This window comes from Curtobacterium sp. LFS079 (genome assembly GCF_047977865.1).
Lineage (GTDB): Bacteria > Actinomycetota > Actinomycetes > Actinomycetales > Micrococcaceae > Arthrobacter.
This window is the reverse complement of the sequence record NZ_JBFPFO010000021.1, coordinates 1-25336: the sequence shown is the minus strand read 5'-3', so window position 1 is coordinate 25336 and position 25336 is coordinate 1. Positions and strand designations below refer to the sequence as shown.

Genomic DNA, 25336 nt, shown 5'->3' with positions numbered 1-25336 from the left:
GCTGGGCTCCGCGGCGCCGCCCCCCCCCCCCCCCCCCCCCCGCCCCCCCCCAAAACCCCAAAAAACCCCCCGGGGCCCCCCCAACCACCACCCCTCCGGGGCGCGCCCCCGCCGTCGTATTTACCGGTCTAGGCCAGTCGGTTCTTCAGCCCGTCCAGTTCGGCCTGCAGGGCCTCGGGAAGGGAGTCGCCGAACTTGGCGAACCATTCCTCGATGGAGGCAAGTTCGGTCTCCCATTCGGCAGCATCCACGCGGACGGCCGCTTCGACCTCAGCCGGGGTCATGTCCAGGCCTTCCAGATCGATGGAAGCTCCGGTCGGAACGAAACCGATGGGGGTTTCGACGGCGTCGGCCTTGCCCTCCAGCCGCTCGATGGCCCACTTGAGCACGCGGGCGTTGTCACCGAAGCCGGGCCAGGCGAAGCCGCCCTCGGCCGTGCGGCGGAACCAGTTCACCAGGAAGATCTTGGGCAGGCGCTCCGGGTTGGCCTTGGCGGACAGGTTCACCCAGTGGTTCAGGTAGTCGCCCGCGTCGTAGCCGATGAACGGCAGCATGGCCATGGGGTCGCGGCGGACGACGCCGACGGCACCGGCGGCAGCAGCCGTGGTCTCGGAGGACAGGGTGGAACCCATGAAGATGCCGTTGGACCAGTCGCGGGCCTCGGTGACCAGCGGGATGGTGGTCTTGCGGCGTCCTCCGAAGAGAATCGCGGACAGCTCCACGCCGTCGGGGCTGAAGTACTCCTCGGCCAGCATGTCGATCTGGTCGATCGGCGTGCAGAAGCGGGAGTTCGGGTGGGCAGCCGGGGCGCCGGACTCGGGCGTCCAGGAGTTGCCCTGCCAGTCGGTTAGGTGCGCGGGGGTCTCCTCGGTCATGCCTTCCCACCACACGCCGCCGTCGTCGGTCAGTGCGACGTTGGTGAAGATGCTGTTGCCCTTGGCGATGGCGCGCATGGCGTTGGGGTTGGTGCCCCAGCCGGTGCCCGGAGCGACGCCGAAGAGGCCGGCCTCAGGGTTGACGGCACGCAGCTCGCCGTCCTTGCCGAAGCGCATCCAAGTGATGTCGTCGCCGAGGGTCTCGACCTTCCATCCCTTGATGGTCGGGTCGAGCAGGGCGAGGTTGGTCTTGCCGCAGGCCGACGGGAAGGCCGCGGAGACGTAGTAGGTCTTCTGTTCCGGCGAGGTCAGCTTGAGGATGAGCATGTGCTCGGCAAGCCAGCCTTCGTCGCGGGCCATGACGGAAGCGATGCGCAGGGCGTAGCACTTCTTGCCCAGGAGGGCGTTGCCGCCGTAGCCGGAACCAAAGGACCAGATGGACCGCTCTTCCGGGAAGTGCACAATCCACTTCTCGGGGTTGCACGGCCAGGCAACGTCCTGCTGGCCGGGTTCCAGCGGGGCACCCAGCGAGTGCAGCGCCGGCACGAAGAACGCATCGGTCTCGGTGATGCGGTTAAGCACGTCGGTGCCGATGCGGGCCATGATGCGCATGGAGGCCACGACGTAGGCGGAGTCGGTGATTTCGACGCCGAACTTGGGGTCCTCGGCGTCGAGGTGTCCCATGACGAAGGGGATGACGTACATGGTGCGGCCGCGCATGGAGCCGGCGAACAGGCCGCGCAGCTTCTGCTTCATCTCGGCCGGCGCCATCCAGTTGTTGGTGAAGCCTGCGTCGCGTTCGTTCTCGGAGCAAATAAAGGTCTGCTCCTCGACGCGGGCAACGTCTGCCGGATCGGAGAACGCCGCGAAGGAATTCGGGAAGGTCTCCGGGTTCAGCGGCTTCAGCGTGCCGGCTGCGACGAGTTCCTCGGTCAGGGCCTTGTATTCGCCCTCGCTGCCGTCCACCCAGTGGATGCGGTCAGGCTGGGTAAGTTCTGCAACTTCCTCAACCCAGGCCAGCAGGCGTGCGTGCGTAGTGGGTGCCTTCTCAAGCAGCGGCAGTCGCGCCAGGTCGCCCATTGCGGTTCCCTTCGTCGGGGTCAGTGGTGTGTCCTAAATGCTAGGTCTCGCGGAGTAGACCATTTCGGCTTAGGACATGGGATCTCATGGGCCTTTCGGAGCAAAAGCCCGGAAAATCAACGATTGTGACCCAAAATCCGGCAATTTTAGTGAGCAAGGTCACATAGACCGGTATAGTCGCCCGGATTACAGTGCGTCGATTTGGCGGATGGGCGGATCTCGCGTAAAGTTTATTGAGGTTCGGGGGGCGAGCGAAAAAGCGAAGCCCACGAACCGCAGTGTGAAAACACGGAATGCGCCCATAGCTCAGCTGGATAGAGCGTCTGTCTACGGAACAGAAGGTCAGGGGTTCGAATCCCTTTGGGCGCACAGACAAGGCCCGTACCGCTTCGGCGGTACGGGCCTTTTTCGCGTCTTATTTCGTCATAGAGTTTGGCGGCGGCCCGGACTCGCCGCCTAGGGAGCGGCCCCTCAATACCGTGGGAACAGGCCGCGACGGCGCGGCATGCAGCGTCACAGACAGAAACGAGACCCACCCATGACCGAGGCACTCCCCCAGTCCGACGAGCAGTCCGACACACAGCTCAACGAGCAGCTCAACGACGCGCTCAACGGGCAGCTCAGTGACGAGCTCCGAGGCCGGATGCACGCCATATACAAGCAGCTGCACGCCAATCCCGAACTGTCCATGCAGGAATACGCCACCGCCCGCTTCATCGCGGAACGGCTCGACGCCCTGGGCATCGGCAACTTCGGCTGCGGCGGCACCGGCGTCGTGGGCGTGCTGCGCAACGGCGACGGACCGGTGGTGGGCTTCCGGGCGGATACCGACGGCCTGCCGATCCTTGAAGACACCGGCCTCGACTACGCCAGCACGGCCCGAGGCGTCCTGGCGGACGGCACCGACGTGCCCGTGATGCACGGCTGCGGCCACGACACCCACGTCACCACGCTGCTGACAGCGGCGGAACTGCTGGCCGGCGCCAAGGAATGCTGGAACGGAACCATCGTCTTCATCTTCCAACCGGGCGAGGAAACCGCCGCGGGGGCGCAGGCCATGATCGAGGACGGGATCTGGGACAAGGCACCGCGTCCCGAAATCATCTACGGCCAGCACGTCATGGGCAACGAGTCCGGGACCATCAACATCAGCATCGGCAACGCCATGGCGATGGCCGACTCCCTGAAGGTCACCGTGTTCGGCCGGCAGTCCCACGGTTCACAGCCCCAGGTAGCCATCGACCCGATCGTCCTGGGCGCCCAGATGGTGCTGCGGCTCCAGACGATCGTGTCCCGCGAGGTCCACCCGCTGAAGGCCGCCGTCGTCACGGTGGGTACCTTCCACGCCGGCCTCAAGGAGAACATCATCCCGGCAACGGCAGAGTTCACGCTGAACATCCGCACCCTGGAGCCGGAGGTCCGCACCCAGGTCCTGGCCGCCGTCCGCAGGATCATCCTGGCCGAGGCCGACGCGTCAGGGGCGCCCCAGCCGGAGATCACGGAGCTTTACACCTTCCCGCGCAACTACAACGAGCCGGCCGACACCGAAGAGCTCGTCTCTGCTTTCCGCGCGGCGTTGGGTGAGGCGAAGGTGGCCGTTGTGGAGCCGATGATGGGCAGCGAGGACTTCGGCGCCTTCGCCGAAGCGATCGGAGTGCCCTCCGTGTACTGGATGTTCGGCGGCATGAGCCGGGAAGTGCTCGAATCCGGCCGGCCCGTGCCGATGAACCATTCGCCGTTCTTCGCCCCCGTCATCGAGCCGACACTGAGCACGGGCGTGCAGGCGGCACTGGCAGCGATCCTGTCCAAGCTCGGAAAGTAGTACGACGGCGGGTGCCCGGCCCGGGTGCCCGCCGCACCGGCGTCGGGCCAAGGCGGCGTCGGGCACCCGCACCGGCGTCGGGCCCGAGGCAGCAAACGCCCGCGTTCAGCGGGCGGCCACCAGCGCGGCGATCTTTGCCCGCAATCCCTCAAAACGGGACGCCAGCAGCCCGGCAGCCGCACCGGCGTCTCCGGCGGCGACGGCGTCGTGGATCTTCCGGTGGAGCTGGGCAGCTGCCGCGGCGTCTTCACCCGGGGACCCGGCCTCCAGCTCGATCCTCCGGTACACCTTCCAGAAGGCCCCGAGCAGCTGCTGCAGCAGCTCGTTGCCGAGTGGTTCGAACAGGCGGCGGTGGAATTCGGCGTCGGCCGCGGCGGAGTGCTCGCCCGCCTCCGCGAGTTGCTCCATGTGTTCAACAGCCTCGCCCAGCCGCTCCAGGTCCTCCGGAGTTGCCGCGGCGACGGCGGCCGGAAGGAGCCCGGTTTCCAGGGCCTCCCGGATGCCAAGCAGTTGTAGGGCGTCCTCGCCGTTCTGGCGCAGGGACAGCCGGCTGCGGAACACCAGCCCGTCCGCGAACGAGTCGAAATTGCCGGGGGCGACAAACATCCCGAAACCATGGCGGATCTCGATCACGCCCATCGCCTGCAGCACCTTGAGTGATTCGCGGAGAGTGTTGCGCCCGACTCCGAGGGAGGCTGCGAGTTCGTTTTCGGTGGGCAGGGGATCGCCGGCTTCGAGTTCCCGTTCGAGGATCAGGTCCATGATGTCCGTCTGCAAAGCCCTCAGCCGGGACTGGGCACTGTAGCGCGCCTGCCGAACCATACCGGATTCCACCCATGCTCCCCTCGCGAAAGACGCCGTTCCAGCGGCCCGCAGGGACCGGCCCGGAACTTTCCGGTGACGATACTGAAGCGAGCTTAGTGCGCCCCCGGTGCCCGTCTCAAGACAATATCGGATGTCCCACCTCTGACCGGAAAACAAGCCCGCGGCCTCCGATCCCGCCGCGAAAGGACAGGCGTAGGCTTCTTTCATGACTGAGGAGCGCTCCCGGGAATTCGACGTCATTGTGATCGGTGCCGGAGCCGCCGGCGAAAACGTCGCCGACCGCGTCGTCCGGGGAGGCCTCACGGCAGCAATCATCGAGTCCGAACTGGTAGGCGGGGAGTGCTCCTACTGGGCCTGCATACCGTCCAAGGCCCTGCTCCGCCCCGGCACCGCCCTCCATGGCGCACAGTCCGTCCCCGGCGCCGCCGATTCCGTCACAAAGGTCCTGGACCCGGCGCAGGTGCTCAAATACCGGGACTATTTCACCAACCGGTGGCAGGACGACGGCGGCGTCCAGTGGCTGTCCGACACCGGGATCGAGCTGGTGCGCGGCGTCGCCCGCATCACCGGGCCGCGCGAGGTCCAGGTGGACGGGGTGGACGGCAACAGCTACGCGCTCAAGGCACGGCACGCCGTCGTCATCGCCACCGGCTCCACCCCGGTCATCCCGGACATTCCCGGCCTCCGTTCGGCCCCGTACTGGACGACGCGCGGAGCAACCTCCGCCCGTGAAGTTCCGGAGCGTTTCGTGGTGCTGGGCGGTGGCGTGGCCGGCGTCGAACTCGCGCAGGCCTTTGCCCGGCTGGGATCTGAGGTCTCGATAGTGGCGCGGGGCAGGCTGCTCAGCGCCTTCCCGGAAGAAGCGGCGGAGCTGGTCGCCGCCGGGCTGCGCGCCGACGGCGTGACCCTGCACACGGGCACCGCCGTCCTGAGCGTGCGGACGAACCACCAGTCCTTCTCCCTCACGCTCGACGACGGCAAGGTCCTGGACGCGGACAAGCTCCTGGTGGCGACAGGCCGCAGGCCCGCCCTGGACAACCTGGGGCTGGAGACCGTCGGACTCGCCTGGGCCGAGGACGACGGCGGCGCGGATGGCGACCCGCCGGCGGTGCGGCTCAGCACCGATTCGACCGGCCTGGTGGAGGGGGCGGCGAGCGACGGAACCAGCGGACTGTGGCTTTACGCCGCGGGCGATGCCGCGGGCACGCCGTTGCTGACCCACCAGGGGAAATACAGTGCGCGGACAACCGGCGACGCAATCGTTGCCCGGTCCGAAGGGAAGCTGCACCGTGCCCCGAAGCCCTGGAGCGCCGTCACCAGTACCGCCAACGAGCACGCAGTGCCCAGCGTGGTCTTCACGGATCCCGAAGTGGCCAGCGTGGGCCTGAGCCTGGGCCAGGCGCAGGAACGGAGCATCCGGGCCGGATCCGTGGACCTGCCCATCAATGTGTCGGGCTCGCAGCTCTACGCGGAGAACTACAAGGGGTGGGCGCAGCTGGTGGTGGACGAGGACCGGCACGTGCTGCTCGGAGCCACGTTCGCGGGACCTGGCGTGGCGGAGCTGCTGCACGGGGCCACGATCGCGATCGTGGGCGAAGTGCCGTTGGAGCGTCTGTGGCATGCGGTGCCGTCCTTCCCCACATTGAGCGAAGTGTGGTTGAGGCTCCTGGAAAAGTACGGCCTGTAAAGCTCTATTTGAACTGACTAGTCAGTTCAAATAGAATAAAGGTGACATCAGGCTCTCGAAAGGTCCAACGGTGCTCACCGCACAGGAACTCCAGATCAACGGCCGCCGCGCCGACCTCCTGCCGCCCACCTCCCTTGAGGTCCGCCGCGGCCAGCTTCTGCTCATCAGCGGCGACGGGCAGGAACAGCGCACCGGCCTCGCCCTCGCCCTCAGCGGCCGCATGAAGCCGGGAAGCGGGCTGCTCAGCTGGGACGGCACCGCCAAGACCAAAAGGATCCGCTCGGCGAGCGCACTGCTCGACTCGCCCGGGGTCAACGAGCCCGAACAGCACCTGAGCGTGCGCGACCTCGTCACCGAGGACCTTGCGCTCATCCCGCGCCGGTACCGCGGCGCCCTGCTGAGCAAGCCCTGGCTCAAGGTAAACAGCTTCGAGGACATCGCCGGGCTGTGGATCGAACAGCTCCCCGCGGCGCGGCGCCTTGAACTGCTGACCGCCCTCGCCCTCGCCGACCCCGCCGTCGACCTCCTCGTGTTCGACTCTCCGGACCGGCACAGCTCCGACCCCGCGGACTGGCTCCCCCGCCTTGAGCAGTTGGCGCACGACGCCGGGCGGCCGCTCGCCGTCGTCGCAGTCGTTTCCGCCCTCCCGGACGGCTGGGACGGCCCGTCCGCCGAAGTCGGCAACGCCGTGCCGGAGACTGCCGAGGAACCTGCCCACGAAACCCTGGAAGAGACGGAAGCCGCCGGAGATCAGCCGGATCCGTCCGCCGGTACCGACACCCTGCAAAGGACTGCACAATGACCGTGCTGCGGCTGGCCCGCTCCGAACTCAAGCGCATGACCGGCGGGCTGCTGCCCAAGCTGACCATCCTTGCCCTGACCATGGTTCCCCTGCTCTACGGCGCCGTGTACCTGTACGCAAACTGGGACCCGTACGGAAACCTGAACAAAATCGACGCCGCACTGGTGGTGCAGGACGCGGGTGCCACGTCGAGCGACGGTACGGAACTGCAGGCAGGCCGCAAAGTGGCGGACTCCTTAGTTGAAGGCCATGTCTTCAACTGGCAGCAGGTGGCCACGGCCGAGGAAGCGGACGCCGGGGTGCAGAGCGGCAAGTATGCCTTCGCCCTGAAGATCCCCAAGGACTTCTCCGCCAACCTCGTTTCACCGGGCAGTTTCGACGCCGCCAACCAGGCAATGCTCAACGTGACCACGAACGATGCCAACAACTACCTGCTGAGCACCATCGTGGACAAGCTCACCACCGCGGTGCACTCCACCGTGGCCAAGGAAGTGGGCGAGGAAACGGCCAACCAGCTCCTCACCGGCTTCGGCACCATCCACGCCCAGATCGTCAAGGCCGCGAACGGTGCGGCCAAGCTGGCGGACGGCGTCGGGAAGCTCAGTTCCGGCGCGTCCACCCTGCATGACGGCAGCGCTCAGCTGCGCAGCGGTGCCGGTGAGCTCGTGGCAGGCCAGACCAAGCTGCGCGACGGCGCGAACCAGCTCAACGCCGGGGCGGGGCAGCTCAGCGCCGGCCTTTCCGAGCTTGAGGACAAGACCGCCGGCCTCCCGGCGGACACGAAGAAGCTGGCCGACGGCGCCGCCCAGGTGGCCGCAGGAAACGCGCAGCTGAACGCGAAGGTGCAGGACGTCGTCGGACAGTTGGATGCGTTCGACGCCGGAGCGCGGGACCGCGTCATCGCCGCCAATGCCCGGCTCATGGACGCCGGGGTCATCGACAAGGCGCAGGCGGACAAGATCCTGGCGGACTACGACGCCGCCGCGGGCTCGGCGCCGGTCGCCGACGCGAAGGCGAAGATCGCCGCCGATGCCGCGAAAATCCAGCAGCTTTCGGATGGTTCGGCAGCGGTGAGCGCCGGTGCCGCCAAGCTCGCCGGCGCAACCCCTGCACTGACCGGGGCGATCGGCCAGGCCTCCTCCGGGGCGGACCAGCTCAGCGCGGGCGCCGCCACCCTCGCCGCCGGGCAGCAGGCCGCGCTTGATGGCGCCTCTGCCCTGGCGGACGGCGCCGCGAGGCTCGACGACGGCGCCGCCCAACTCGCCAGCGGCGCGGCCACCGCCGCGGACGGTTCGCGCACCCTCGCAAATGAACTGGCCAAGGGCGCGGGCAAGATCCCGAACCCGGACGACGCCCAGAAGAGCGACGTCTCCAAGGTGATGGCCGATCCCGTGGCCGTGAACAACGTCTCGCAGGCCAAGGCGGGATCCTACGGCGCCGGGCTCGCCCCGTTCTTCCTGACCCTTGCGCTGTGGATCGGCGTGTTCATGCTGGTGCAGGCCATGCGGCCCATCACCCAGCGTGCCCTGGCCTCGAACGCGCCTTCGTGGAAAATCGCCGTGGGCGGCTGGCTGCCGTTCTTCGCAGTGTCCGTGCTGCAGGCCAGTATCCTGACCCTCGTGGTGAACTTCGGGCTGGGACTGAACCCGGCGCACCCGGTGCTGATGTGGCTGTTCATGCTGGCCGCCGCGATGGCGTTCTCCGCGATCATCCAGGGTGTGGTGGCATTGCTGGGCACGCCCGGGAAGTTCGTGGTGCTGATCCTGCTGGTGCTGCAGCTGGTGTCCTCCGGCGGTACCTTCCCCTGGCAGACCACCCCGGAACCGCTTCATGTGGTGCACCAGATCATGCCGATGGGCTACGTTGTCACGGGCATGCGGCACCTGGTCTACGGCGGGGACCTGTCCATGATCTGGCCGACCGTGCTCGGCCTCCTCGGCTACACCTTGCTGGGCGCGGCTCTGTCCACCCTGGCCGTGCGCAAGCACAAGTACTGGACTCTGAAGACCCTCAAGCCGGAGATCGCCGTATGACCACGCCTGATCACGAAACCACCCAGGAAGCCGCCCAGGAAGACGCCGGCAAGAAGCTGCGCCCGGCACGGACCAACGCCACCAAGCAGCGCCTGTTCGAGGCGTCGATGGAACTGATCGGCGAGCGCGGCGCCGCGGGCGTGACGGTGGACGAGATCGCGGCCGCGGCCGGGGTGTCCAAAGGCACGGTGTACTACAACTTCGGCAGCAAATCGGACCTGATCGCCCAGTTGCTGCGCCACGGCGTCGACATCATGCTCGGGCGGCTGCAAGGCATCGCGGACCCGGAGGCCGATCCCCTCGACGCCATGGAGGCCATGCTGGGCCAGGCCATGGACTTCATGGACGACTACCCCTCGTTTGCCCGGCTCTGGGTCAGCGAGAACTGGAAGACGCCGAACGAATGGGGCCAGCTTTTCGCGGAGCTGCGTGCCGAACTGATCTCCGTGATCGGTACTGCCCTGGAAAACGTGGCGGGGAAATACCCCGTGGACACCAAGGTGGCACCCGGGAGCCTTGAAGCTGCGATGTTCGGGGCCATCTTCGTGGTGGGCCTGGACCGCCAGACCTACAACCCGGAGCGCAGCAAGGAACAGAGCGTGGCCGCGGTAATGACCCTCATGCACGGCTACGTGCTGCGATAACGGTACGCAACTGCAATCTGCCAGGGCGTGGCGGGAGCGGTGGCGCGAGCTTCCGTTCAAGGATGATTGATCCATGCGTCGTATGGGGAACAGTGGAAAGCTCGCGGTCATTTCCGCCGTGGTGGCCGGTGCCTTGCTGGTGCTGGCGGCGATCACGCTCGAAGAGTGGGTCCTGTTCATGTTCTTCGGCGCCGTGGTCCTGGGCTACCTGGCGTCCCTCACCCAGGTGCTCGCCCGGCGCCGCTACGTGGTCCTGGCCGCGGCGTTCGTCGGGTCCACGCTGTTCATCGCCTTCGGCATCGCCTTCCTGCGCATGTGGGGCCTGGCCTTCACCTTGAGCGAGAACTCCCTGGGCAGCGCGGTCAGCAGCGAGGATTCGGACATCTACTTCTACCTCTCCATCGCCGCAGGCGGAGCGTCCCTGATGCTGCTCTTCGCCGGGGCAGTGTGGCCTGCCCGGCGAACCGGCCCGCCGCGTCCCGCAGCCCGCAAGCCGGCGCCGCGTCCGGCGTCAACGGCTGCCCGGCGGCCAGCGCCCGCAGCAGCCCGTCGGCCGACGTCGAAATCCCCCCGCCCGGTTCCCCGCAAGGCGGCGCCGCAACGGTCCCCCGCCAAGCGCCGCTGACCCGACTGACTGGCAGTTAAGGCCGTAGTGGAGCCTGAAAACGGCCTTAAGTGCGAGTTAGTTGGGGGATCTGGAGCGGGGCGGGCTTCGGACGCTGCAGCACCGCGACGGCGACGCCGCCAAGGAGGATCAGCCCGCCTGCCAGCTCGGCCGGGGTCGGGACCTCTCCGAGGAACAGCCAGGCCGCGGTCATTCCAACCACCGGGACCAGCAGCGTAAACGGCACCACCGCCGATCCCGGGTACAGGCCAAGGAGCCGGTTCCAGATTCCATAACCGAGCAGCGACGCGAAGACCGCCGTGTAGAGGGCACTGAGGACCGTGGCCGGCTGCAGCTGCGCGAGCGTCCCGAAGACAGCATCCGGGCCGTCAACCAGCAGGGACAATGCCGCGAGCGGAACCGGCACCACGGCACCGGACCACACCACCAGCCCGAGCCCGGAAGCCGCCTTGGCCTGGCGCACGATCACGTTCCCGATGGCCCAGGACAGCGCCGCGGCCAGGACGATCATGAGCGGCACCACCGGCGCCACGAGGCTCCGGCCGACAGCCACCACCGCGAGCCCCGCAACGCCGAGCACTACCCCGGCCAGCTGCCGCTTCGCCGGCTTTTCGCCAAGGAAGCGTGCGGCGAGCAGCACCGTCAGCAGCACCTGCGCCTGGAGGACGAGCGAGGCCAGCCCGGCGGGCATGCCCAGCGCCATGCCGAGGTAGAGCAGGCCGAACTGCCCGGCGCTCATGAACAGCCCGACGCCGGCGATCGCCTTCCAGCCGATGTCCGGCTTGGGGATGAAGAAGATGCAGGGGAAGACCACCAGCACGAAGCGGATCGCGACGAAGAGCAGCGGCGGCACCTCGGCGGTGCCGCCGTGACCGTCCGAGGGGTGCAGGCCGACATCGATGGCGACGAAGTTAAGTCCCCAGAGGACGGCGACCAGGAGGGCGAGGGCGGAGTGGCGAAGGTTCACGATCCAACTGTGGCACTCCCACACCATGAAGCACCAGCGTTGAATACTTCATCCAATCATGTACCGTTGCTTCATGATCGAAATCGCAGCCCTGCGCGCCCTCGTCGCGGTTGAACAGCACGGCTCGGTGATCGCCGCCGCGGACATCATGGGCTTCAGCCCATCCGCGGTGTCCCAGCAGATCAAGAAGCTCGAGAAGCAAAGCGGAGTGGCTGTCCTGGAACGCCACGGCCGCGGGGTGCTGCTCACGGACCGCGGCATGGCCTTGGCGGAGTACGGGCGCCGCATCCTCGGCGAACTGGAGGAACTGCAGTCCACGCTCCTGGCCGATCCGGCCAAACCCAGCGGCGTGCTGCGGCTCGTGGCGTTCTCCACCGCCTGCCGGGGCCTGGTGGGTCCGATGCTGGGAAAGCTCGGCGCCGCCTCGGCCGACGACGGCGACTCCGGGCTGGACATCCGCGTCCTGGCCGAGGACCCGCGCGAGGCGGTGCAGCGCGTGGCCTCCGGCGAAGCGGATCTCGGAGTGGTCCACAACTGGAACTCGGTGCCGCTGCTCATACCGGGGAACATGGTCCACGAAAAGCTGTGCACGGACACCGCCGACGTCCTGCTCAACTCCGCGCACCCTCTGGCGGGGCGCTCCGCCGTCGAGGCTTCAGACCTGCTGGGCGAATCCTGGATCAGCACGCCGGCGAACGCCATCTGCAACGAGGCGCTGCTGGCGATCTTCGCCGGCCTTGGCCAGGTACCGGACATCCGCATGTACGATCCTGATTTCTCCACCCACATCGCCATGGTCCAGCAGGGCGTGGCGGTGGCACTCGTCCCGCGGCTCGGCCGGCCGGAACTCCCCCGCTCAGTGGTGGCCCTGCCCGTGCAGAACCCTTCGCAGCAGCGGGAAGTGGGCATTGTCTACCGCAAGACCATGCGTTCGAGCCCCAGCATCCGTCATGTCGTGGGGCTGCTGCGCGAGGCGGCTGCGGAATTGGACGGGGCCCAACTGGACGGGGCTTAGCCGACAGGGGCTCGCCGACAGGGGCTCGCCGGGCTTGGATCCAGCCGGCGTCCAGCAAGCTCCCCGGGTTCGCGCAGTTCAGGCAGGGATCATCGGAAGATGCACTTTGCCGCCCGGGAACACGCCCGGTCTTTTCCCGCGCCCCCGCCCGCGCCGCGCGGCTCCCAGCGGACCCTGTTCTGCTGGGCGGCCGCCCTCCTGCTGATCGGCGATGCCCTCTTCTGGACCCTGTACGCCCAAGTGCAGACCACGTCGGGGCTCGTGCTCCTCGACGGCCCGGTCCACGACGCCCTCGTGGCAATCCGCGGCCCGTTCCTGACCGCATTGCTCGCTGCGGTGACCACCGTGACCGCGCCATTGTGGATGTCGGTGATCGGGGTGGTCTTCTGCGGGTTGTGGTGGCTCCGGAGCCGTGAAGTCTGGCGGCCTGCCCTCCTGCTGCTCGCGATGGGCTTCACGGTGGCCCTGTCCAGTGTGATCAAGGGGTGGGTGGCACGCCCGCGCCCGTCTTCCCGGGACTTCCTCATGGGTCCCGATGACGCGCTGTCCTTCCCGTCCGGGCACACCCTGGGCACGGCGGTGTTCCTGTTCGTCCTCGCCTATTTCCTGGCCTCGCGTTCGATCCGGCGTTCGACGGCGGTGCTCGCCCCGGCGGCCGCCCTTGCCGGGACGCTTCTGGTGGCCTTCAGCCGCGTCTACCTTGGCTACCACTGGATGAGCGACGTACTGGCGTCGATCGGGCTGGGACTGGCCGTGACCGCCGTCGTGGTGTTCGCGGACGCGGTCCGCCGCGGCCCGGACCGGGCTGCGCCAGACGCCTCGGGCGGGGCTATTTCGGCCGCGGCACGGCGAAGTGAGTGAGGCGGGCGTCCTGCCCGTCCAGCTCCGCCCACGGCTTCTCCAGTTCCATGACCGTCAAGGCGCTGGTGGGGTAATGACTGGCGGCATCCATGTACGCCTCATGGTCCGAATCCCGGGAAGCCAGGTGCATGGCAAGATCCTGGACGCCCGGCATGTGCGCGAAGACCATGAGCGTACTGACGGTGTCCGGCACGTGGTTGATGATGCTGAGCATCCGCGGCGCGGAGGCGGCGTAGAGGCCGCCCTCAAGCTTCGGCGTCGGGGCTTTCTCGCCGAGCTCGCTGCACACCCAGGTGCAGGTCTGGCGGGTCCGCAAGGCCGAGGAACACAGGATGAAGTCCGGGACCACCCCGTGCTTCAGGAGCCACTTGCCCGCCAAAGGAGCCTCCCGGTGCCCCCGCTCGGCCAGCGGCCGGTCGTGGTCCGGGACGCCCATGGGCCAGTCGGACTTGGCATGGCGCATGATCACCAAGCGCTTGATGTGGTGCTCGCTCATGCCCCCAACTTTAGCCGCGGAGGCACATGCTCGCGGGAAGGGTGAGACGCCGAAAGGCGGCACATCCCGATAGCGCCGTTGTTGCGTGAGGAACGAGCGCAGGCGCAGAGGGATCGTGCCGCCTTTCGGCGCGGCTGAGGATTAGATCGAGTATTCCGGAGCGGCCCAGACGATGACCTCGGGGTGCTCGTAGAAGCGGTAGCCCTGGCCGCGGACCGTGCGCACGGTGTTGGCGAGGCGGCCGAGCTTGGAGCGCAGGCGGCGGATGTGGACGTCGATGGTGCGCTCGTTCGGCACTTCCTCGGCGTTGCGCCACAGGCCCTCGAGGAGTTCGTCGCGGCCCACGGTGCGGGTGCCGTTCTCGACCAGGTAGTTCAGGAGTTCGAACTCCTTGAAGGTCAGGTTCAGGGATTCACCGTCGAGGTGCACTTCGCGGCGGGCGAGGTCGATCAGCACGCCGGAGGGGCGGGCTTCCTGCTGCGGCTGCGGACGGACGGCCTCTGCGCGCTGGCGGTTGCCGACGGTGGGGTCACCGAAGGTGGAGCGGACGACGTCGAGCGCGGAACCCGGGGCGCTGGCCGGAGCAACCGCGACGGCTGCGTAGCTCTCGGCGCCGGTCACGAGGGACTGGGCGTAGGCGCGGATCTCCTGGGCGAGCTTGGCAATGGAGGTGCCAGCGGCCGCGGCGGTGTCCTCGTCAATGCCCATGTAGAGCACGAAGCCGCGGGCGACGTTGTCGCCGGGGACGGGGCGGATCGCACGCTCGGAAGGCGCAAGGACCGGAGTGGGTGCAGTCAGGGGTGCCGCCTCGTTGGCCGGAACCGCCCGGAGCTGTCCGTAGGAGTTGGGGTTGTAGCCCTGGGGAACGTAGCCCGGGGCCTGGCCTGCACCGGCGGGGCCGGGCTGGACGTAGCCGGGGCGACCGCCCAGGCCGGGGCGCAGGCCGGCGTTGGATGCCGCCTTGTTGGCGTTTCGAACAGAGATGTGGACGTATCCGGATGCAACTGACATGGGAGTGCTTACCTCAATGTGAATGGCCGTCATCGCGGCTTCGAATGCTTATACGGTCCCCGCAATGAGTTGGGGAAAGGCGCCCGACGTTGGGCAAGGGACGAATGCCTGGATCTTCTTGGGGTCGGAAGTTAGGCGTACATTCGACAACAGCTCATCGCGATGCCAGCGGGTGCGCTGGTCCCGATTGCTGCGGCTGCAGGTGCTGTTGAGTTCTTGTTCACATTTGAAGTGTGCAACGTAATAAAGGGAACTTGCAAGTAACAAAGCGCAGATCCGTCCACATCCTGAGACGCGAAGGACTATTGTGCGCTAAATCACAATTTCAGAATGACCAAATGTGACCGACTTCGGTTCGTCACAATCCCATACCCAAGTGAAATAATCGAAGATCCTTCGCCTTGGAAGGCCATTTTGGAATCTTGGGGCAGAATCTCCCGGTCCGCCAGAATCTCAAGATATGAAACATCTCTTGTCCAATCGGGATTCCGCTCCTTCCGGAAAATTTTCTCTGAAACGTCTGCTAGGAGCCCCGGAGAAGACTGGCGGGTGTGACTGAAGGGTCTGGGGTGACTCCGGACTGCCGCCCGGAGCCACCGACCGAGGCCCCTCCAGCGTCCGCTTTTTCTGAAGTCAGTTGCTGGAGGACCCTGTGCCGGGCCCGGTGCCGGCTCCTGTGCCGTTCGATGTTCCCGTGACCAGTTGGATGGTCTCGGCCGTGTAGTTTCCGGATTCCTGCAGCGCAGCGATCCGCACGCTGTCGCCGCTTTGCACGTCCGAAATGCTCAGGGTGTTTCCCTGGTTCATCCCGCGTTGCATGCCCTGCGACACCACGAGGTCGCTGCCGAGGCTGTAGCTGCGGGTGAATCCGTCCCCGCTCTTGACCGTGATGGAATCGTTCGAAACCGCCGTCACCGTGCCGGACTGCGAAGCCATGTTCACGTATTTCCCGTTCCGCAGGATCACGTATTCGGAATGGACCGCAGCCGCCAGTCCACCGGCGCCCATGCCCAGTCCGTCCGGCGCAAAGCCGCCGCCGTTCATGCCCAAACCGCCCGGCCCGCCCTGGGCCGACATCCCGTTCTGCCCGGCCATGCCACCGGCGCCCTGGGTTCCGGCACCGGCTGCCGCCCCGTTGCCCGCTGCATAGACTCCGGCAGCGGTTGCTCCGGCAACGACGACGGCGACGCCTCCTGCGATGAGCCCCTTCTTCAGGGTCCACTTACCGGAGATACCCCCGCCCGGCGCGGTTGGCCCCGCGCTCCGGCCGGGCGCCACACCCCAGCCGGCGGACGGCTGCCCAGACGGCGCACCCCAGCCGGCCGGGGCTTGGGCCTGTGGCGTCGGGGTGCCCCAACCGGCCGAAGGTTCGGCCGCCGTCGGGAATTGCCCAGGCTGAACCGGCTGGAAGGCCTGCCGGTTTTCCGGCTCCCGGGCACCGGTGGCCGGTCCGTCGGGGGCGGGGGTTGCGGGAGGATCCTGTCGTTCCATGGTCTTCTCCGAATCTTTGGGATGGGATCGTTGTCCCACCCAGACTCAGCCGCATTGCTGTGCACGGGCTGTGTCGCACGGAAGCCGCTCCTGTGAGCACAGGCGAATCTTCGCTCCGTTCGGGGCCTTCGCTGGGCCCACGCCGCCTGGGTTCCCTGGCCGAAGCGGAGCGAGGTTAGGGAGGCGGTGGGGACTACGCTTAGGACTCACAGCCTGCTCACAGGAAGCGCAAAGCGGCAGCAAACGGCCAGATCGGAGGCTTGTCCCATGGCATCCTCGCACTCCTCCACCAACAACCTTCCGCAGCTCAGCCACCCGGACGGCTCCCCCATCCGCGCCCTGGTGGTTGACGACGAACCAAGCCTCGCGGAACTGATGAGCATGGGCCTGCGCATGGCCGGCTGGTCGGTCGAAGTAGCCGGAGACGGCCCGGCCGCGGTCAGGCTTGCCAAGGACTTCCGCCCGGACGTACTGGTGCTGGACGTCATGCTTCCAGGGTTCGACGGCGTGGAGCTGCTGGGCAGGATCCGCGCCTTTGCGCCGGAAGTTCCGGCGCTTTTCCTCACCGCCAAGGACGACGTCAAGGACCGCATCACGGGGCTGGCCGCAGGCGGGGACGACTACGTCACCAAGCCGTTCAGCATGGAGGAAGTCCTGCTGCGCCTGCACCGCCTGGTGCAGCGCTCGGGCGTGGCCGCCATGGACACCGCGGAGCTGGTGGTGGGCGACCTTACGCTGAACGTCGACACCCGCGAGGTGTCCCGCGCCGGGCAGGACATCGCGCTCACCGCCACCCAGTTCGAGCTCCTGCGCTACCTCATGGAGAACCCGCGGCGGGTCATCAGCAAGGCCCAGATCCTGGACCGCGTCTGGGACTACGACTTCGGCGGTCAGGCCAACATCGTGGAACTGTACATTTCCTACCTGCGCAAGAAGATCGACGCCGAGCACCCGCCGATGATCCACACCGTGCGCGGCGCGGGCTACGTCATCAAGCCCGCCGAATAGGGGCCGGCGTGTCCAAGCTTTCCGGAGCACCCCGGCAGCCCGGCCGGTATTGGCTGAACCCTGCCACCTGGCATCTGCGCACCCGGCTGATCCTCGTTTCCATGGCCCTCCTGGTGGCAATCTGCGGAGCCGTCGGGATCGTCAGTTACGCCTCCATGGACCTTTTCCTGACCCGGCAGCTGGACGAACAGCTGTCGCAGGCGGCGCACCGGGCAACCGAGTTCGGCAGGCCGCCGTCGGGAAACCCCAACCGGGGCCCCGACCCGCTGGACGCCCGCGGCCAGGGGGCCGGAACGCTCAATGCAAGGATCCTGGGATCAACGGTCAACAGCGCCGGATTCATCGACCCCGACGGGGTCCGGGCCGATCTCTCGGCCGCGGACAAGCAGGTCCTCCTGCAATTGCCCGGCAACGGCCTGCATGTGGACCGCACGCTGTCCAACGGAGATTACCGGCTGGTGGCGACGGAAACTCCCTACGGCGACACCATCGTCACCGGGCTGCCGCTGGGGGCGAAACAAGGTACCGAAGCCTCGCTGGTGTTGACCATGGTGCTGGTGTCCCTGGGCGGGTTGGGGCTGATCGGCCTCGCCGGGACCGTCATGATCCGGCGGACCATGCGCCCGCTGGAGCAGCTTTCCGAGGTGGCCACCAAGGTTTCGCGGCTTCCGCTCGACGCCGGCGAGGTGGCCTTGGCGGTGCGTGTCCCGAAAGCTGCTGCCCACCCCGGCACCGAAGTAGGCAGCGTGGGGCACGCCCTGAACCTCATGCTGGACAATGTCTCCAACGCACTTGAAGCCCGCCAGTTGAGCGAGACGAGGGTGCGCCAGTTCGTGGCCGACGCGTCCCACGAGCTCCGCACCCCGCTCACCGCGATCCGCGGCTACACCGAACTGCTGCGGATGACCGAGAACTTCAGCGAGGACGGCCGAAAATCCCTGGGCCGGGTGCAAAGCCAGTCCGAACGCATGACGGCGCTGGTGGAGGACCTCCTGCTGCTGGCCCGCCTGGACGAAGGAAAGCCGGTGACATTCGGCGACTTGGACCTCACCCAGCTGGTGGTCGAAACCGTCAGCGACGAGAAGGTCATGGCCCCGGGGCACGTGTGGCAGCTGGAGCTTCCGGACGAACCTCTGACGGTCCGCGGCGACGCCACCCAGCTCCACCAGGTCCTGGCCAACCTGCTTTCCAATGCCCGCAAGCACACTGCAGACGGAACCACTGTGACCACCGGGGTGATGCGTTCGGCCGACGGCACCGCGGTGATCACCGTGACCGACGACGGCGCCGGCATCCCGCCGGAGTTCCAGGACCGGATCTTCTCCCGCTTTGCCCGGGCCGACACCGCCCGGACCGGCACCGAAGGCAGCTCGGGCCTTGGCCTGTCGATCGTCGAATCGATCGTGCGTGCGCACGGGGGTTCGGTGGAGGTCAGCTCCCGTCCGGGCCGCACCGAATTCGCCGTGCGGCTGCCGCTTCCCTGACACGCGCCTGAACCCACGACGCCGGAGCGCGCCTGCGCAAGGCGACTCACCGCCGTCGTGATCTCCGTTACCTAAATGTGACTTTCGCGCGACGGTCCTGTACCGTCGAAAGGGTGCGCCGGATAGTTCAGGCCACCACCGGGCAGTCGCCGAGCTCTGCCGCTCCCCGGTGCCCCAACATTCCGGGCAGAGACGGGGGACCCAGAGTCTCCGGACCGCCAACCGTTCATGGCAGGTCCTTGGGGTGAAGCCGCAGAACCAGAATCTCCGCTGGTGTGCGGCCGGATGACCTCATCCGAACCCGACAGCTAACTCCGCAGGCGTTGAGAGGTATACCCATGTCTCCTGCCAAGGATCAGTCGCGCCTGCATGGGCGCCGCCGGGCGGACGCTTCCGCTCCGCGCACCGTTCTGAAGAAAGCTGCCGCCCTGCGCAGCACCAGCCAGCGCCTCGCCGTCACGGCCGGCGTGTTGGCCTTGGTCGTGGGCGCCGGTGCCGCCGGACAGGCCGCCAACCAGACCTTCGATGCCAGCCGGGCTTCCGAGTCCGCGCCGCAGGCGAGCGCCGCCGCAACGGCGTCGGCAACTCCCAGTGCCACGCCTTCGGACGCGCTGAAGGCGGCCGCAAAGCCCGCGGCCGGGAAGCCTGCCGCCCCGAAGGCCGCGCCAAAGCCTGCACCGGTAAAGGTCGCCGCCGCCCCCAAGCCCGCCGCTCCCGCGAAACCCGCACCCGTGAACGACCCCGCGGCTGCGCAGGCCTACGCCGCGAGCCTGCTCTCCTCCTTCGGCTGGGGCCCGGGCGAGATGGATTCGCTGCGGATCCTGTGGACCAGGGAGTCGAACTGGACCACCACGGCCACCAACGTCTCCAGCGGCGCATATGGAATCGTGCAGTCCCTGCCCGGCACCAAGATGGCCACTGAGGGCGCGGACTGGCAGACCAACTTCAGGACCCAGATCCGATGGGGCCTGAAGTACATCCAGGAACGCTACGGATCGCCGTCGGCAGCGCTTGCCTTCCACTACGCCAACAACTGGTACTAAGCCGGCACGCCCGGCCACAATGGCACCGCAGAGCGGCCCGTCCCTTCATAGGGACGGGCCGCTCTTGCATCCCCGCCACTTCCACAGGCGCAACACAGCCGGGACCTAAAGCACGCAAATCCCGCGCCGTCACTGTGGATCCATGGCACTCACAGACTCAACTCCCGCAAGCGCAGACTGCGCGGTCCCGCCACAGGGAACCCGCCGCAGCACCTTCCGGCACGCTCCCGCCGATTCCCGCCCCGGCACGGCAACCCTGCTCCGCCACGCTCCCGTGGACACCCGTTCCGGGACCGCCGTCCTCGACGTCACCATCCCCGTCTTCAACGAGGAGCGCGACCTCGAAGAGTGCGTACGCAGACTCCACGGCCACCTCCGGGCAAGCTTCCCGCATCCTTTCCGGATCACCATCGCGGACAACGCCAGCACGGACGCCACGCTGAAAATCGCCGAGCGCCTGGGCCGGGAACTGCCCGAAGTGCTCGCGGTCCACCTCGGCGAGAAGGGCCGAGGCAACGCCCTGCGGAAAGTCTGGCTGGCCTCCCCGGCACCCGTGCTTGCCTACATGGACGTGGACCTCTCCACGGACCTCGCCGCCCTGGCACCGCTGCTGGCGCCGCTGATTTCGGGACATTCGGACCTGGCGATCGGAACCCGGCTGACCCGCAGTTCCCGGGTAGTCCGCGGGCCCAAACGGGAATTCATCTCCCGCAGCTACAACCTGATCCTGCAGTCCCTCATGGGTGCCCGGTTCAGCGACGCCCAATGCGGCTTCAAAGCCATCCGGGCCGACGTGGCGCAGCGGATCCTCCCGCACACCCTGGACAAGGAGTGGTTCTTCGACACCGAACTGCTGGTCCTGGCCGAACGCTGCGGGCTGCGCGTCCACGAGGTGCCCGTCGACTGGATCGACGATCCCGATTCCAGCGTGGACGTGGTCCGCACAGCCTTGGCCGACCTCCGCGGAATGGCCCGGCTGAGCCGCGACCTGCTCAGCGGCCGCATCCCGGTTCCCGAGCTCCGCGCAGCCCTCGCTCGCGGTCCGTTGCCCGCCGCCGACCGCGCGGCCGAGAAGAACCCGCGCAACAGGCTCTTCGGCCAGCTGGTGCGTTTCGGCGCGATCGGCGCCGCGTCCACCCTGGCTTACCTGTTCCTCTTCCTGTTCTGCCGTGGCTTTATGGACCCGCAGCTGGCCAACTTCCTGGCATTGCTGGTGACAGCCATCGCCAACACCGGCGCCAACCGCCGCTTCACGTTCGGCATCCAGGGCGGCGGCGCCATGCGGCACCATTTCGAGGGACTCCTGGTGTTCGGCATCGGCCTTGGGCTGACCTCCGGTGCCCTCGCCCTGGTGCATAACGGTACGACGGCGCCCGAACGTTGGGTGGAAGTCGTCACCGTCGTGGGGGGGAACCTCGCCGCCACGGTCCTGCGCTTCCTGCTGTTCCGGCTGTGGGTGTTCCGGCCGCGGCCGGCGCCCCCGGCCGGAGAGACTACAGATTCCCGTCCCGTCGAAGCAGAAACGGCAGCCCGATGACCTCCACCATGACGCCCGCTACCCCGGCCTCGCCCGCCACCCCGGCGGCCGTCACCCGCGAGCAGGAACACCCGAGCAGAACCGGCTGGTCCCGGCTCGCCTTCGGCGGGCAGCCCCCCTGGGTGCGGCCATCCGCCGTCGGGCTGCTGCTGGCCACAGCGGTGCTGTATCTGTGGAACCTCGCGGCCACCGGCTACGCCAACTCCTTCTACGCCGCCGCCGTGCAGGCTGGCACCAAGGACTGGACCGCCCTGCTTTTCGGTTCGCTCGACGCCGGCAACGCCATCACGGTGGACAAGCCGCCGGCCTCGCTGTGGATCCCTGCCCTCGCGGGCCGCGTGTTCGGCTTCTCGCCGCTGAGCATGCTGGTTCCGCAGGCACTCATGGGCGTGGCCGCCGTCGGGCTCCTGTACCTGGCGGTGAAGCGGGTGTCCGGTCCCGCGGCGGGGCTGCTGGCCGGCGGCGCGCTGGCTCTCACCCCGGTGGCCGCGCTGATGTTCCGCTTCAACAACCCGGACGCCATGCTCACCCTGTGCCTGGTCCTGGCCGCATATCTCACCACCCGGGCCATCGAACAGGCCGGCTGGAAATGGCTCGCGGCCGCCGGCGCGGTGATCGGACTCGCGTTCCTGACAAAGATGCTGCAGGGCTTCCTGGTGGTGCCCGGCCTGGGGCTGGCCTATCTGTGGGCCGCGCCCACCACGCTGCGCCGCCGGCTGCTGCACCTGCTCGGTGCGCTGGGCGGAATCCTCGTGGTGGCGGGCAGCTACATCGCGTTGTTCCAACTCACCCCGGCGTCGGCCCGGCCGTACATGGCGGGGTCGGAGAACAACAGCTTCCTGGAACTGACCTTCGGCTACAACGGCCTGGGCCGCATCACCGGCTCGGGCGAAGGCATGCCCGGCGGGGGCGGCATGGGCGGCGGTGCGGGCGGAGGCATGGGCGGCGGTGCGGGCGGGAACGCCGGCTTCGGCGGCGCGGCCGGGCTGCTGCGCATGTTCGGCACCAGTTTCGGCGCCGAGGTCTCGTGGCTGCTTCCGGCCTCGTTGATCCTGCTGGCCGCGGGGCTGTGGTTCACCCGCCGCGAGGTCCGGACCTCCCGGACCCGCGCCGCGCTCCTGCTGTGGGGCGGCTGGCTGCTGGTCACGGCGGGCATCTTCAGCTTCATGAGCGGGATCGTTCACCCGTACTACGCGGTGGCGCTGGCTCCGGCGATCGCGGCCCTGGTGGGCATCGGCGGCGTGGAGCTCTGGCGCGGCCGGGTGCACTGGCCGGCCCGGGCGGTGCTCGCCGCCCCGGTCCTTGCCGGCTCGATCTGGTCCGCCGTGCTGCTGGGCCGCGATGCGTCATGGCTGCCCTGGCTGCGGATCGTGGTGGTGCTCCTCGGTGTGCTCGCCGCGGCCGCGCTGCTGCTGCGGGTGGACAGGTTCCGGAAAGCGGCCGCTGCCGCCCTCGTGGTGGCCTCGCTGCTGGCCGGCGGGCTGGGCACGGCTGCCTGGACCATCGCCACCGCGGCGGTGCCGCACACCGGTTCCATCCCGACGTCGGGCCCCTCCTCCGCCGCGATGGGCGGCTTCGGAAACCGCGACGGCGGTGCGGGCGCCATGGGCGGAACAGGCACCGGGGGCGGAACAGGCACCGTGGGCGGCTCCCCCGAGGCCGAGGGCGGCAGCAGCGAACTGACCGCCCTGCTGTCCGCGACCACCACGAAATGGTCCGCGGCGGTGTCCGGAGCGACCCAGGCCGCGAACCTAGAACTCGGCTCCGGCACCAGCGTGATCGCGCTCGGCGGCTGGAACGGCAGCGACCCGTACCCCACGCTGGCGCAGTTCCAGCAGATGGTGGCCAACGGCGAGGTCAGCTACTTCATCACCGGTGGGATGGGCGGCTTCGGCGGCGGCATGGGCGGCCGGGGCGGAAGCTCCGAGGTCGCCACCTGGGTGGCCGCGAACTTCCAGGCCGAAACCGTGGGCACCTCCACGGTGTACAAGCTGGCGAAGTAGGCCGGCGATGACTACCTACTGGCGACCGCAGCACTGCACTTCTGGGGACTGGGCGCCTCGGGCTGCTGGGCTCCTAGAAGCTGAGTTCGATCCGCGGGCGGCCGTCGGCGTCCAGGGTGACGGCAGCCGAGACCCCCGAGTAGTCCCGGATGCGGGGCAGCCCGTCCGCGGCGGTACCACCGCCGCCGCCCACCACCACGGTGCGCATACCCGCGGCCCGCGCCGCGGCGATCCCGGCCGGGGCGTCTTCGAAGACCACTGCGTCAGCGGGATCGACGCCGAGCAGGGCGGCCGCCGTGAGGTAGCCTTCCGGGTCCGGTTTGCCGCAGGTGACCGCCTCGGCAGTGACCGCCGTCGGCGGCATCTCCAGGCCGGCGGCCCGCATGCGGACCTCCGCAAGTATCCGGTCCGCCGAAGTGACCAGCGCGACGGCGTCAGGCGGCAGGGCGTGCAGGAACGCTTCAGCCCCGGGTAGAGCCACGACACCTTCCGTGCGGGTGCGCTCCATCCCGCCGAGCTCCTCGGTGAGGGCCTCGACGTCGGCGCCGGCCAGGGCGAAACGGCGCACGGTATCCCGGGCCTGCACGCCGTGCGCGGTCCGCAGGATTTCGGCGTAGTCCAGTCCATAGCGGGCGGCGAACTCACCCCAAACCTGCTCCACGACCGCCGTCGAATCCACCAGGGTGCCGTCCATGTCGAACAGCACGGCACGGACGGTCAGGACGGTCGGTGCGGCGATCGGTGCGGCGTCCGGTGCGAGGGTCGGTGCGGCGTCCGCGGGAAGGCTCATGGTTCCATCCTGCCCGATGCCGGGCAATTCCCTATTTCCGGAGGAAGCGGCTGACATACCAGCGCTGCCAGGGCGCCTCGACTGCGTGTTGTTTGTAGTGCTGCCGGACAAAGGCCACGGCCTGGCCAGGAGGAATGCCGTCCAAGACCGCGATGCACGCGAGGGCCGTGCCGGTCCTCCCCAGGCCACCCATGCAGGCGATCTCGACCCGTTCGGATTCGGCACGGCGCCACGCCATGCGGAGGGCTTCCCGGGCGCCCCGCCGGTCAACCGGCAGCCAGAAGTCAGGCCACCGCACCCAAGCGGACTCCCAATCCACGGCGGGCGGGGGCTTGCCGAGCAGGTACACCGCGAAGTCGGGCCGCTGCCCGGCGGGAAGCGGCTTGCCGAGGGCCCGGCCCCGGATCAGGCGGCCCGACGGCAGGGCCATGACGCCGGGTGCGTCCGGTTCCCACGTTTCAGGCATGCCGGCTCCCGGGCTACACGTTGTATTCCGGAGCTTCCGTGTTCGGCGTGGCCCCTTCCATCCCGGCCTTCTCCGGGGAAACGTTCCGGTGCGGGATGTACTGCACCGCCCACTTGTTGCCGTCCGGGTCGGCGAAGTACACGAAGTGGCCCCAGGCCTGGATGTCCACGTCGCTAACGTCCACACCGTTGTTCTTGAGCTGGTCGTGGGCGGCCTGGATGTCGCTGACCACGATCTGCAGGCTCGGCGCGGTACCCGGAGGAGCCTCGCTGAGCCCTTCACCGATCGCGATGGAGCAGGCCGAACCCGGCGGGGTCAGCTGGACGAACCGGAGGCCGTCCATGGGGCGTTCGTCGTAGTCGGCGTTGAAGCCCACCTGATTGACGTAGAAATCCCTGGCACGGTCCACATCGGACACAGGGACAAATACAAGTTCCAGTTTCCAGTCCATGCGCCACAGGCTAGTGGTGCCCGGGTGAAAACGATAGGGCTTCGTCATGGGCACGCGCCGGCCGCGACGTTCCTGCCCGGTTGCTTTCGAACTACCCGCACCGGGCCCCCGAAATCCGGGGAACTTCAGCCCACCCGGAAGCCCTGGCGCGAAGCAAGTGGGAAGGAGCGTCGTGGGCTGCCTGGCTCAAACTGCGCGGGCACAAAAGAAGCGGCGGCCCCCCCCACAGGGGGGGGGCCCCCCCCGGGGGGGGTGTTGGGGGGGGGGGCGGGGGGGGCCCCCCCCCCCCCCAGGGGGGGGGGCGCGGGGCCGGGGGGCGG

22 protein-coding genes, 1 tRNA gene and 1 riboswitch are annotated in these 25336 nt (G+C 68.3%); of the genes, 14 read left to right on the top strand and 9 right to left on the bottom strand.

The window, feature by feature from the left end; genetic code table 11:
- Positions 1–128: 128 nt before the first annotated feature.
- On the bottom strand, positions 129–1955 hold the full coding sequence (locus tag ACNQPB_RS19745; protein ID WP_498754124.1) for a phosphoenolpyruvate carboxykinase (GTP): 1827 nt from the start codon (positions 1953–1955) through the stop codon (positions 129–131).
- 295 nt (positions 1956–2250) lie between these two features.
- Here ACNQPB_RS19745 and ACNQPB_RS19740 point away from each other — a divergent pair.
- Both ACNQPB_RS19740 and ACNQPB_RS19735 read left to right on the top strand, forming a co-directional pair.
- A tRNA-Arg gene (locus tag ACNQPB_RS19740) sits at positions 2251–2324 on the top strand.
- A gap of 274 nt (positions 2325–2598) precedes the next feature.
- Positions 2599–3777, top strand: coding sequence for an amidohydrolase (locus ACNQPB_RS19735; RefSeq protein WP_498754125.1), 1179 nt, complete (start codon positions 2599–2601; stop codon positions 3775–3777).
- Positions 3778–3882: 105 nt separating this feature from the next.
- Here ACNQPB_RS19735 and ACNQPB_RS19730 read toward each other — a convergent pair whose 3' ends face one another.
- Positions 3883–4599 (bottom strand): FadR/GntR family transcriptional regulator, encoded by a 717-nt coding sequence (locus ACNQPB_RS19730; RefSeq protein ID WP_498754123.1) that lies wholly within the window; start codon positions 4597–4599, stop codon positions 3883–3885.
- A gap of 208 nt (positions 4600–4807) precedes the next feature.
- On the opposite strand from ACNQPB_RS19730, the gene ACNQPB_RS19725 reads away from it, so the two are divergent.
- The 5 genes from ACNQPB_RS19725 to ACNQPB_RS19705 all read left to right on the top strand — a co-directional run bounded on the left by ACNQPB_RS19725 (position 4808) and on the right by ACNQPB_RS19705 (position 10393).
- A complete protein-coding gene (locus tag ACNQPB_RS19725; protein ID WP_498754122.1) occupies positions 4808–6289 on the top strand; it encodes a dihydrolipoyl dehydrogenase family protein in 1482 nt (493 codons plus the stop codon).
- A gap of 70 nt (positions 6290–6359) precedes the next feature.
- Entirely contained in the window at positions 6360–7091 is a 732-nt protein-coding gene (locus ACNQPB_RS19720) for an ABC transporter ATP-binding protein (RefSeq protein ID WP_498754121.1), read from the top strand.
- Positions 7088–9124 carry a YhgE/Pip family protein gene (locus ACNQPB_RS19715; protein ID WP_498754120.1) on the top strand — a complete coding sequence of 679 codons (2037 nt, stop codon included), beginning with the start codon at positions 7088–7090 and terminating at the stop codon, positions 9122–9124. The genes ACNQPB_RS19720 and ACNQPB_RS19715 overlap by 4 nt, the downstream gene beginning before the upstream one ends.
- The gene (locus ACNQPB_RS19710; RefSeq protein ID WP_498754119.1) at positions 9121–9768 is read left to right on the top strand and encodes a TetR/AcrR family transcriptional regulator; all 648 of its coding nucleotides are present in this window, start codon (positions 9121–9123) and stop codon (positions 9766–9768) included. The genes ACNQPB_RS19715 and ACNQPB_RS19710 overlap by 4 nt, the downstream gene beginning before the upstream one ends.
- Positions 9769–9841: 73 nt before the next feature.
- The gene (locus tag ACNQPB_RS19705; protein ID WP_498754118.1) at positions 9842–10393 is read left to right on the top strand and encodes a hypothetical protein; all 552 of its coding nucleotides are present in this window, start codon (positions 9842–9844) and stop codon (positions 10391–10393) included.
- A gap of 46 nt (positions 10394–10439) precedes the next feature.
- Here ACNQPB_RS19705 and ACNQPB_RS19700 read toward each other — a convergent pair whose 3' ends face one another.
- Positions 10440–11360, bottom strand: a complete 921-nt coding sequence (locus ACNQPB_RS19700; protein WP_498754117.1) for an EamA family transporter — start codon at positions 11358–11360, stop codon at positions 10440–10442.
- 73 nt (positions 11361–11433) lie between these two features.
- On the opposite strand from ACNQPB_RS19700, the gene ACNQPB_RS19695 reads away from it, so the two are divergent.
- Together ACNQPB_RS19695 and ACNQPB_RS19690 are read left to right on the top strand one after the other, a co-directional pair.
- Positions 11434–12375 carry a LysR family transcriptional regulator gene (locus ACNQPB_RS19695; protein ID WP_498754116.1) on the top strand — a complete coding sequence of 314 codons (942 nt, stop codon included), beginning with the start codon at positions 11434–11436 and terminating at the stop codon, positions 12373–12375.
- Between the two features lie 99 nt (positions 12376–12474).
- Positions 12475–13236: a phosphatase PAP2 family protein gene (locus ACNQPB_RS19690; protein ID WP_498754115.1), complete on the top strand. Its 762-nt coding sequence runs from the start codon at positions 12475–12477 to the stop codon at positions 13234–13236.
- Here ACNQPB_RS19690 and ACNQPB_RS19685 read toward each other — a convergent pair.
- The 3 genes from ACNQPB_RS19685 to ACNQPB_RS19675 all read right to left on the bottom strand — a co-directional run bounded on the left by ACNQPB_RS19685 (position 13205) and on the right by ACNQPB_RS19675 (position 16234).
- Entirely contained in the window at positions 13205–13732 is a 528-nt protein-coding gene (locus ACNQPB_RS19685; protein WP_498754114.1) for a SixA phosphatase family protein, read from the bottom strand. The two genes, ACNQPB_RS19690 and ACNQPB_RS19685, sit on opposite strands and share 32 nt — an antisense overlap.
- A 141-nt stretch (positions 13733–13873) precedes the next feature.
- Positions 13874–14743, bottom strand: a complete 870-nt coding sequence (locus ACNQPB_RS19680; protein WP_476049123.1) for a winged helix-turn-helix domain-containing protein — start codon at positions 14741–14743, stop codon at positions 13874–13876.
- 633 nt (positions 14744–15376) lie between these two features.
- On the bottom strand, positions 15377–16234 hold the full coding sequence (locus ACNQPB_RS19675; RefSeq protein ID WP_498754112.1) for a hypothetical protein: 858 nt from the start codon (positions 16232–16234) through the stop codon (positions 15377–15379).
- Between the two features lie 267 nt (positions 16235–16501).
- Between ACNQPB_RS19675 and ACNQPB_RS19670 the strand changes: the two genes are divergently transcribed.
- From ACNQPB_RS19670 to ACNQPB_RS19650, 5 genes are all read left to right on the top strand, one after another.
- Positions 16502–17242: a response regulator transcription factor gene (locus ACNQPB_RS19670; protein WP_498754111.1), complete on the top strand. Its 741-nt coding sequence runs from the start codon at positions 16502–16504 to the stop codon at positions 17240–17242.
- Positions 17243–17250: 8 nt separating this feature from the next.
- Positions 17251–18726: a sensor histidine kinase gene (locus ACNQPB_RS19665; RefSeq protein WP_498754110.1), complete on the top strand. Its 1476-nt coding sequence runs from the start codon at positions 17251–17253 to the stop codon at positions 18724–18726.
- A 160-nt stretch (positions 18727–18886) separates the two neighbouring features.
- A riboswitch (cyclic di-AMP (ydaO/yuaA leader) is annotated at positions 18887–19061 on the top strand.
- 3 nt (positions 19062–19064) lie between these two features.
- Positions 19065–19769, top strand: a complete 705-nt coding sequence (locus ACNQPB_RS19660) for an aggregation-promoting factor C-terminal-like domain-containing protein (protein ID WP_498754109.1) — start codon at positions 19065–19067, stop codon at positions 19767–19769.
- Positions 19770–19911: 142 nt separating this feature from the next.
- Positions 19912–21306: a bifunctional glycosyltransferase family 2/GtrA family protein gene (locus tag ACNQPB_RS19655; RefSeq protein ID WP_498754108.1), complete on the top strand. Its 1395-nt coding sequence runs from the start codon at positions 19912–19914 to the stop codon at positions 21304–21306.
- A complete protein-coding gene (locus ACNQPB_RS19650) occupies positions 21303–23309 on the top strand; it encodes an ArnT family glycosyltransferase (protein ID WP_498754107.1) in 2007 nt (668 codons plus the stop codon). Before ACNQPB_RS19655 ends, ACNQPB_RS19650 begins: the two co-directional genes overlap by 4 nt.
- A 73-nt stretch (positions 23310–23382) precedes the next feature.
- Here the strand turns inward: ACNQPB_RS19650 and ACNQPB_RS19645 are convergent, their stop codons facing one another.
- From ACNQPB_RS19645 to ACNQPB_RS19635, 3 genes are read right to left on the bottom strand one after another with little or no spacing between them, the layout of a single operon-like run.
- The gene (locus ACNQPB_RS19645) at positions 23383–24099 is read right to left on the bottom strand and encodes an HAD-IA family hydrolase (protein ID WP_498754106.1); all 717 of its coding nucleotides are present in this window, start codon (positions 24097–24099) and stop codon (positions 23383–23385) included.
- Positions 24100–24130: 31 nt separating this feature from the next.
- Complete coding sequence (locus ACNQPB_RS19640; RefSeq protein ID WP_498754105.1) at positions 24131–24565, bottom strand: protein-tyrosine phosphatase family protein; 435 nt, start codon at positions 24563–24565, stop codon at positions 24131–24133.
- Between the two features lie 13 nt (positions 24566–24578).
- The gene (locus ACNQPB_RS19635; RefSeq protein WP_498754104.1) at positions 24579–25016 is read right to left on the bottom strand and encodes a VOC family protein; all 438 of its coding nucleotides are present in this window, start codon (positions 25014–25016) and stop codon (positions 24579–24581) included.
- Positions 25017–25336 lie beyond the last annotated feature (320 nt).

Coding starts and splice junctions, on each gene's coding strand:
- ACNQPB_RS19650 (WP_498754107.1), top strand. CDS start 21,303: ATGACCTCCACCATGACGCCCGCTACCCCGGCCTCGCCCGCCACCCCG.
- ACNQPB_RS19655 (WP_498754108.1), top strand. CDS start 19,912: ATGGCACTCACAGACTCAACTCCCGCAAGCGCAGACTGCGCGGTCCCG.
- ACNQPB_RS19710 (WP_498754119.1), top strand. CDS start 9,121: ATGACCACGCCTGATCACGAAACCACCCAGGAAGCCGCCCAGGAAGAC.
- ACNQPB_RS19730 (WP_498754123.1), bottom strand. CDS start 4,599: ATGGTTCGGCAGGCGCGCTACAGTGCCCAGTCCCGGCTGAGGGCTTTG.
- ACNQPB_RS19670 (WP_498754111.1), top strand. CDS start 16,502: ATGGCATCCTCGCACTCCTCCACCAACAACCTTCCGCAGCTCAGCCAC.
- ACNQPB_RS19695 (WP_498754116.1), top strand. CDS start 11,434: ATGATCGAAATCGCAGCCCTGCGCGCCCTCGTCGCGGTTGAACAGCAC.
- ACNQPB_RS19640 (WP_498754105.1), bottom strand. CDS start 24,565: ATGCCTGAAACGTGGGAACCGGACGCACCCGGCGTCATGGCCCTGCCG.
- ACNQPB_RS19745 (WP_498754124.1), bottom strand. CDS start 1,955: ATGGGCGACCTGGCGCGACTGCCGCTGCTTGAGAAGGCACCCACTACG.
- ACNQPB_RS19715 (WP_498754120.1), top strand. CDS start 7,088: ATGACCGTGCTGCGGCTGGCCCGCTCCGAACTCAAGCGCATGACCGGC.
- ACNQPB_RS19680 (WP_476049123.1), bottom strand. CDS start 14,743: ATGTCAGTTGCATCCGGATACGTCCACATCTCTGTTCGAAACGCCAAC.
- ACNQPB_RS19675 (WP_498754112.1), bottom strand. CDS start 16,234: ATGGAACGACAGGATCCTCCCGCAACCCCCGCCCCCGACGGACCGGCC.
- ACNQPB_RS19645 (WP_498754106.1), bottom strand. CDS start 24,099: ATGAGCCTTCCCGCGGACGCCGCACCGACCCTCGCACCGGACGCCGCA.
- ACNQPB_RS19660 (WP_498754109.1), top strand. CDS start 19,065: ATGTCTCCTGCCAAGGATCAGTCGCGCCTGCATGGGCGCCGCCGGGCG.
- ACNQPB_RS19725 (WP_498754122.1), top strand. CDS start 4,808: ATGACTGAGGAGCGCTCCCGGGAATTCGACGTCATTGTGATCGGTGCC.
- ACNQPB_RS19635 (WP_498754104.1), bottom strand. CDS start 25,016: ATGGACTGGAAACTGGAACTTGTATTTGTCCCTGTGTCCGATGTGGAC.
- ACNQPB_RS19705 (WP_498754118.1), top strand. CDS start 9,842: ATGCGTCGTATGGGGAACAGTGGAAAGCTCGCGGTCATTTCCGCCGTG.
- ACNQPB_RS19735 (WP_498754125.1), top strand. CDS start 2,599: ATGCACGCCATATACAAGCAGCTGCACGCCAATCCCGAACTGTCCATG.
- ACNQPB_RS19685 (WP_498754114.1), bottom strand. CDS start 13,732: ATGAGCGAGCACCACATCAAGCGCTTGGTGATCATGCGCCATGCCAAG.
- ACNQPB_RS19690 (WP_498754115.1), top strand. CDS start 12,475: ATGCACTTTGCCGCCCGGGAACACGCCCGGTCTTTTCCCGCGCCCCCG.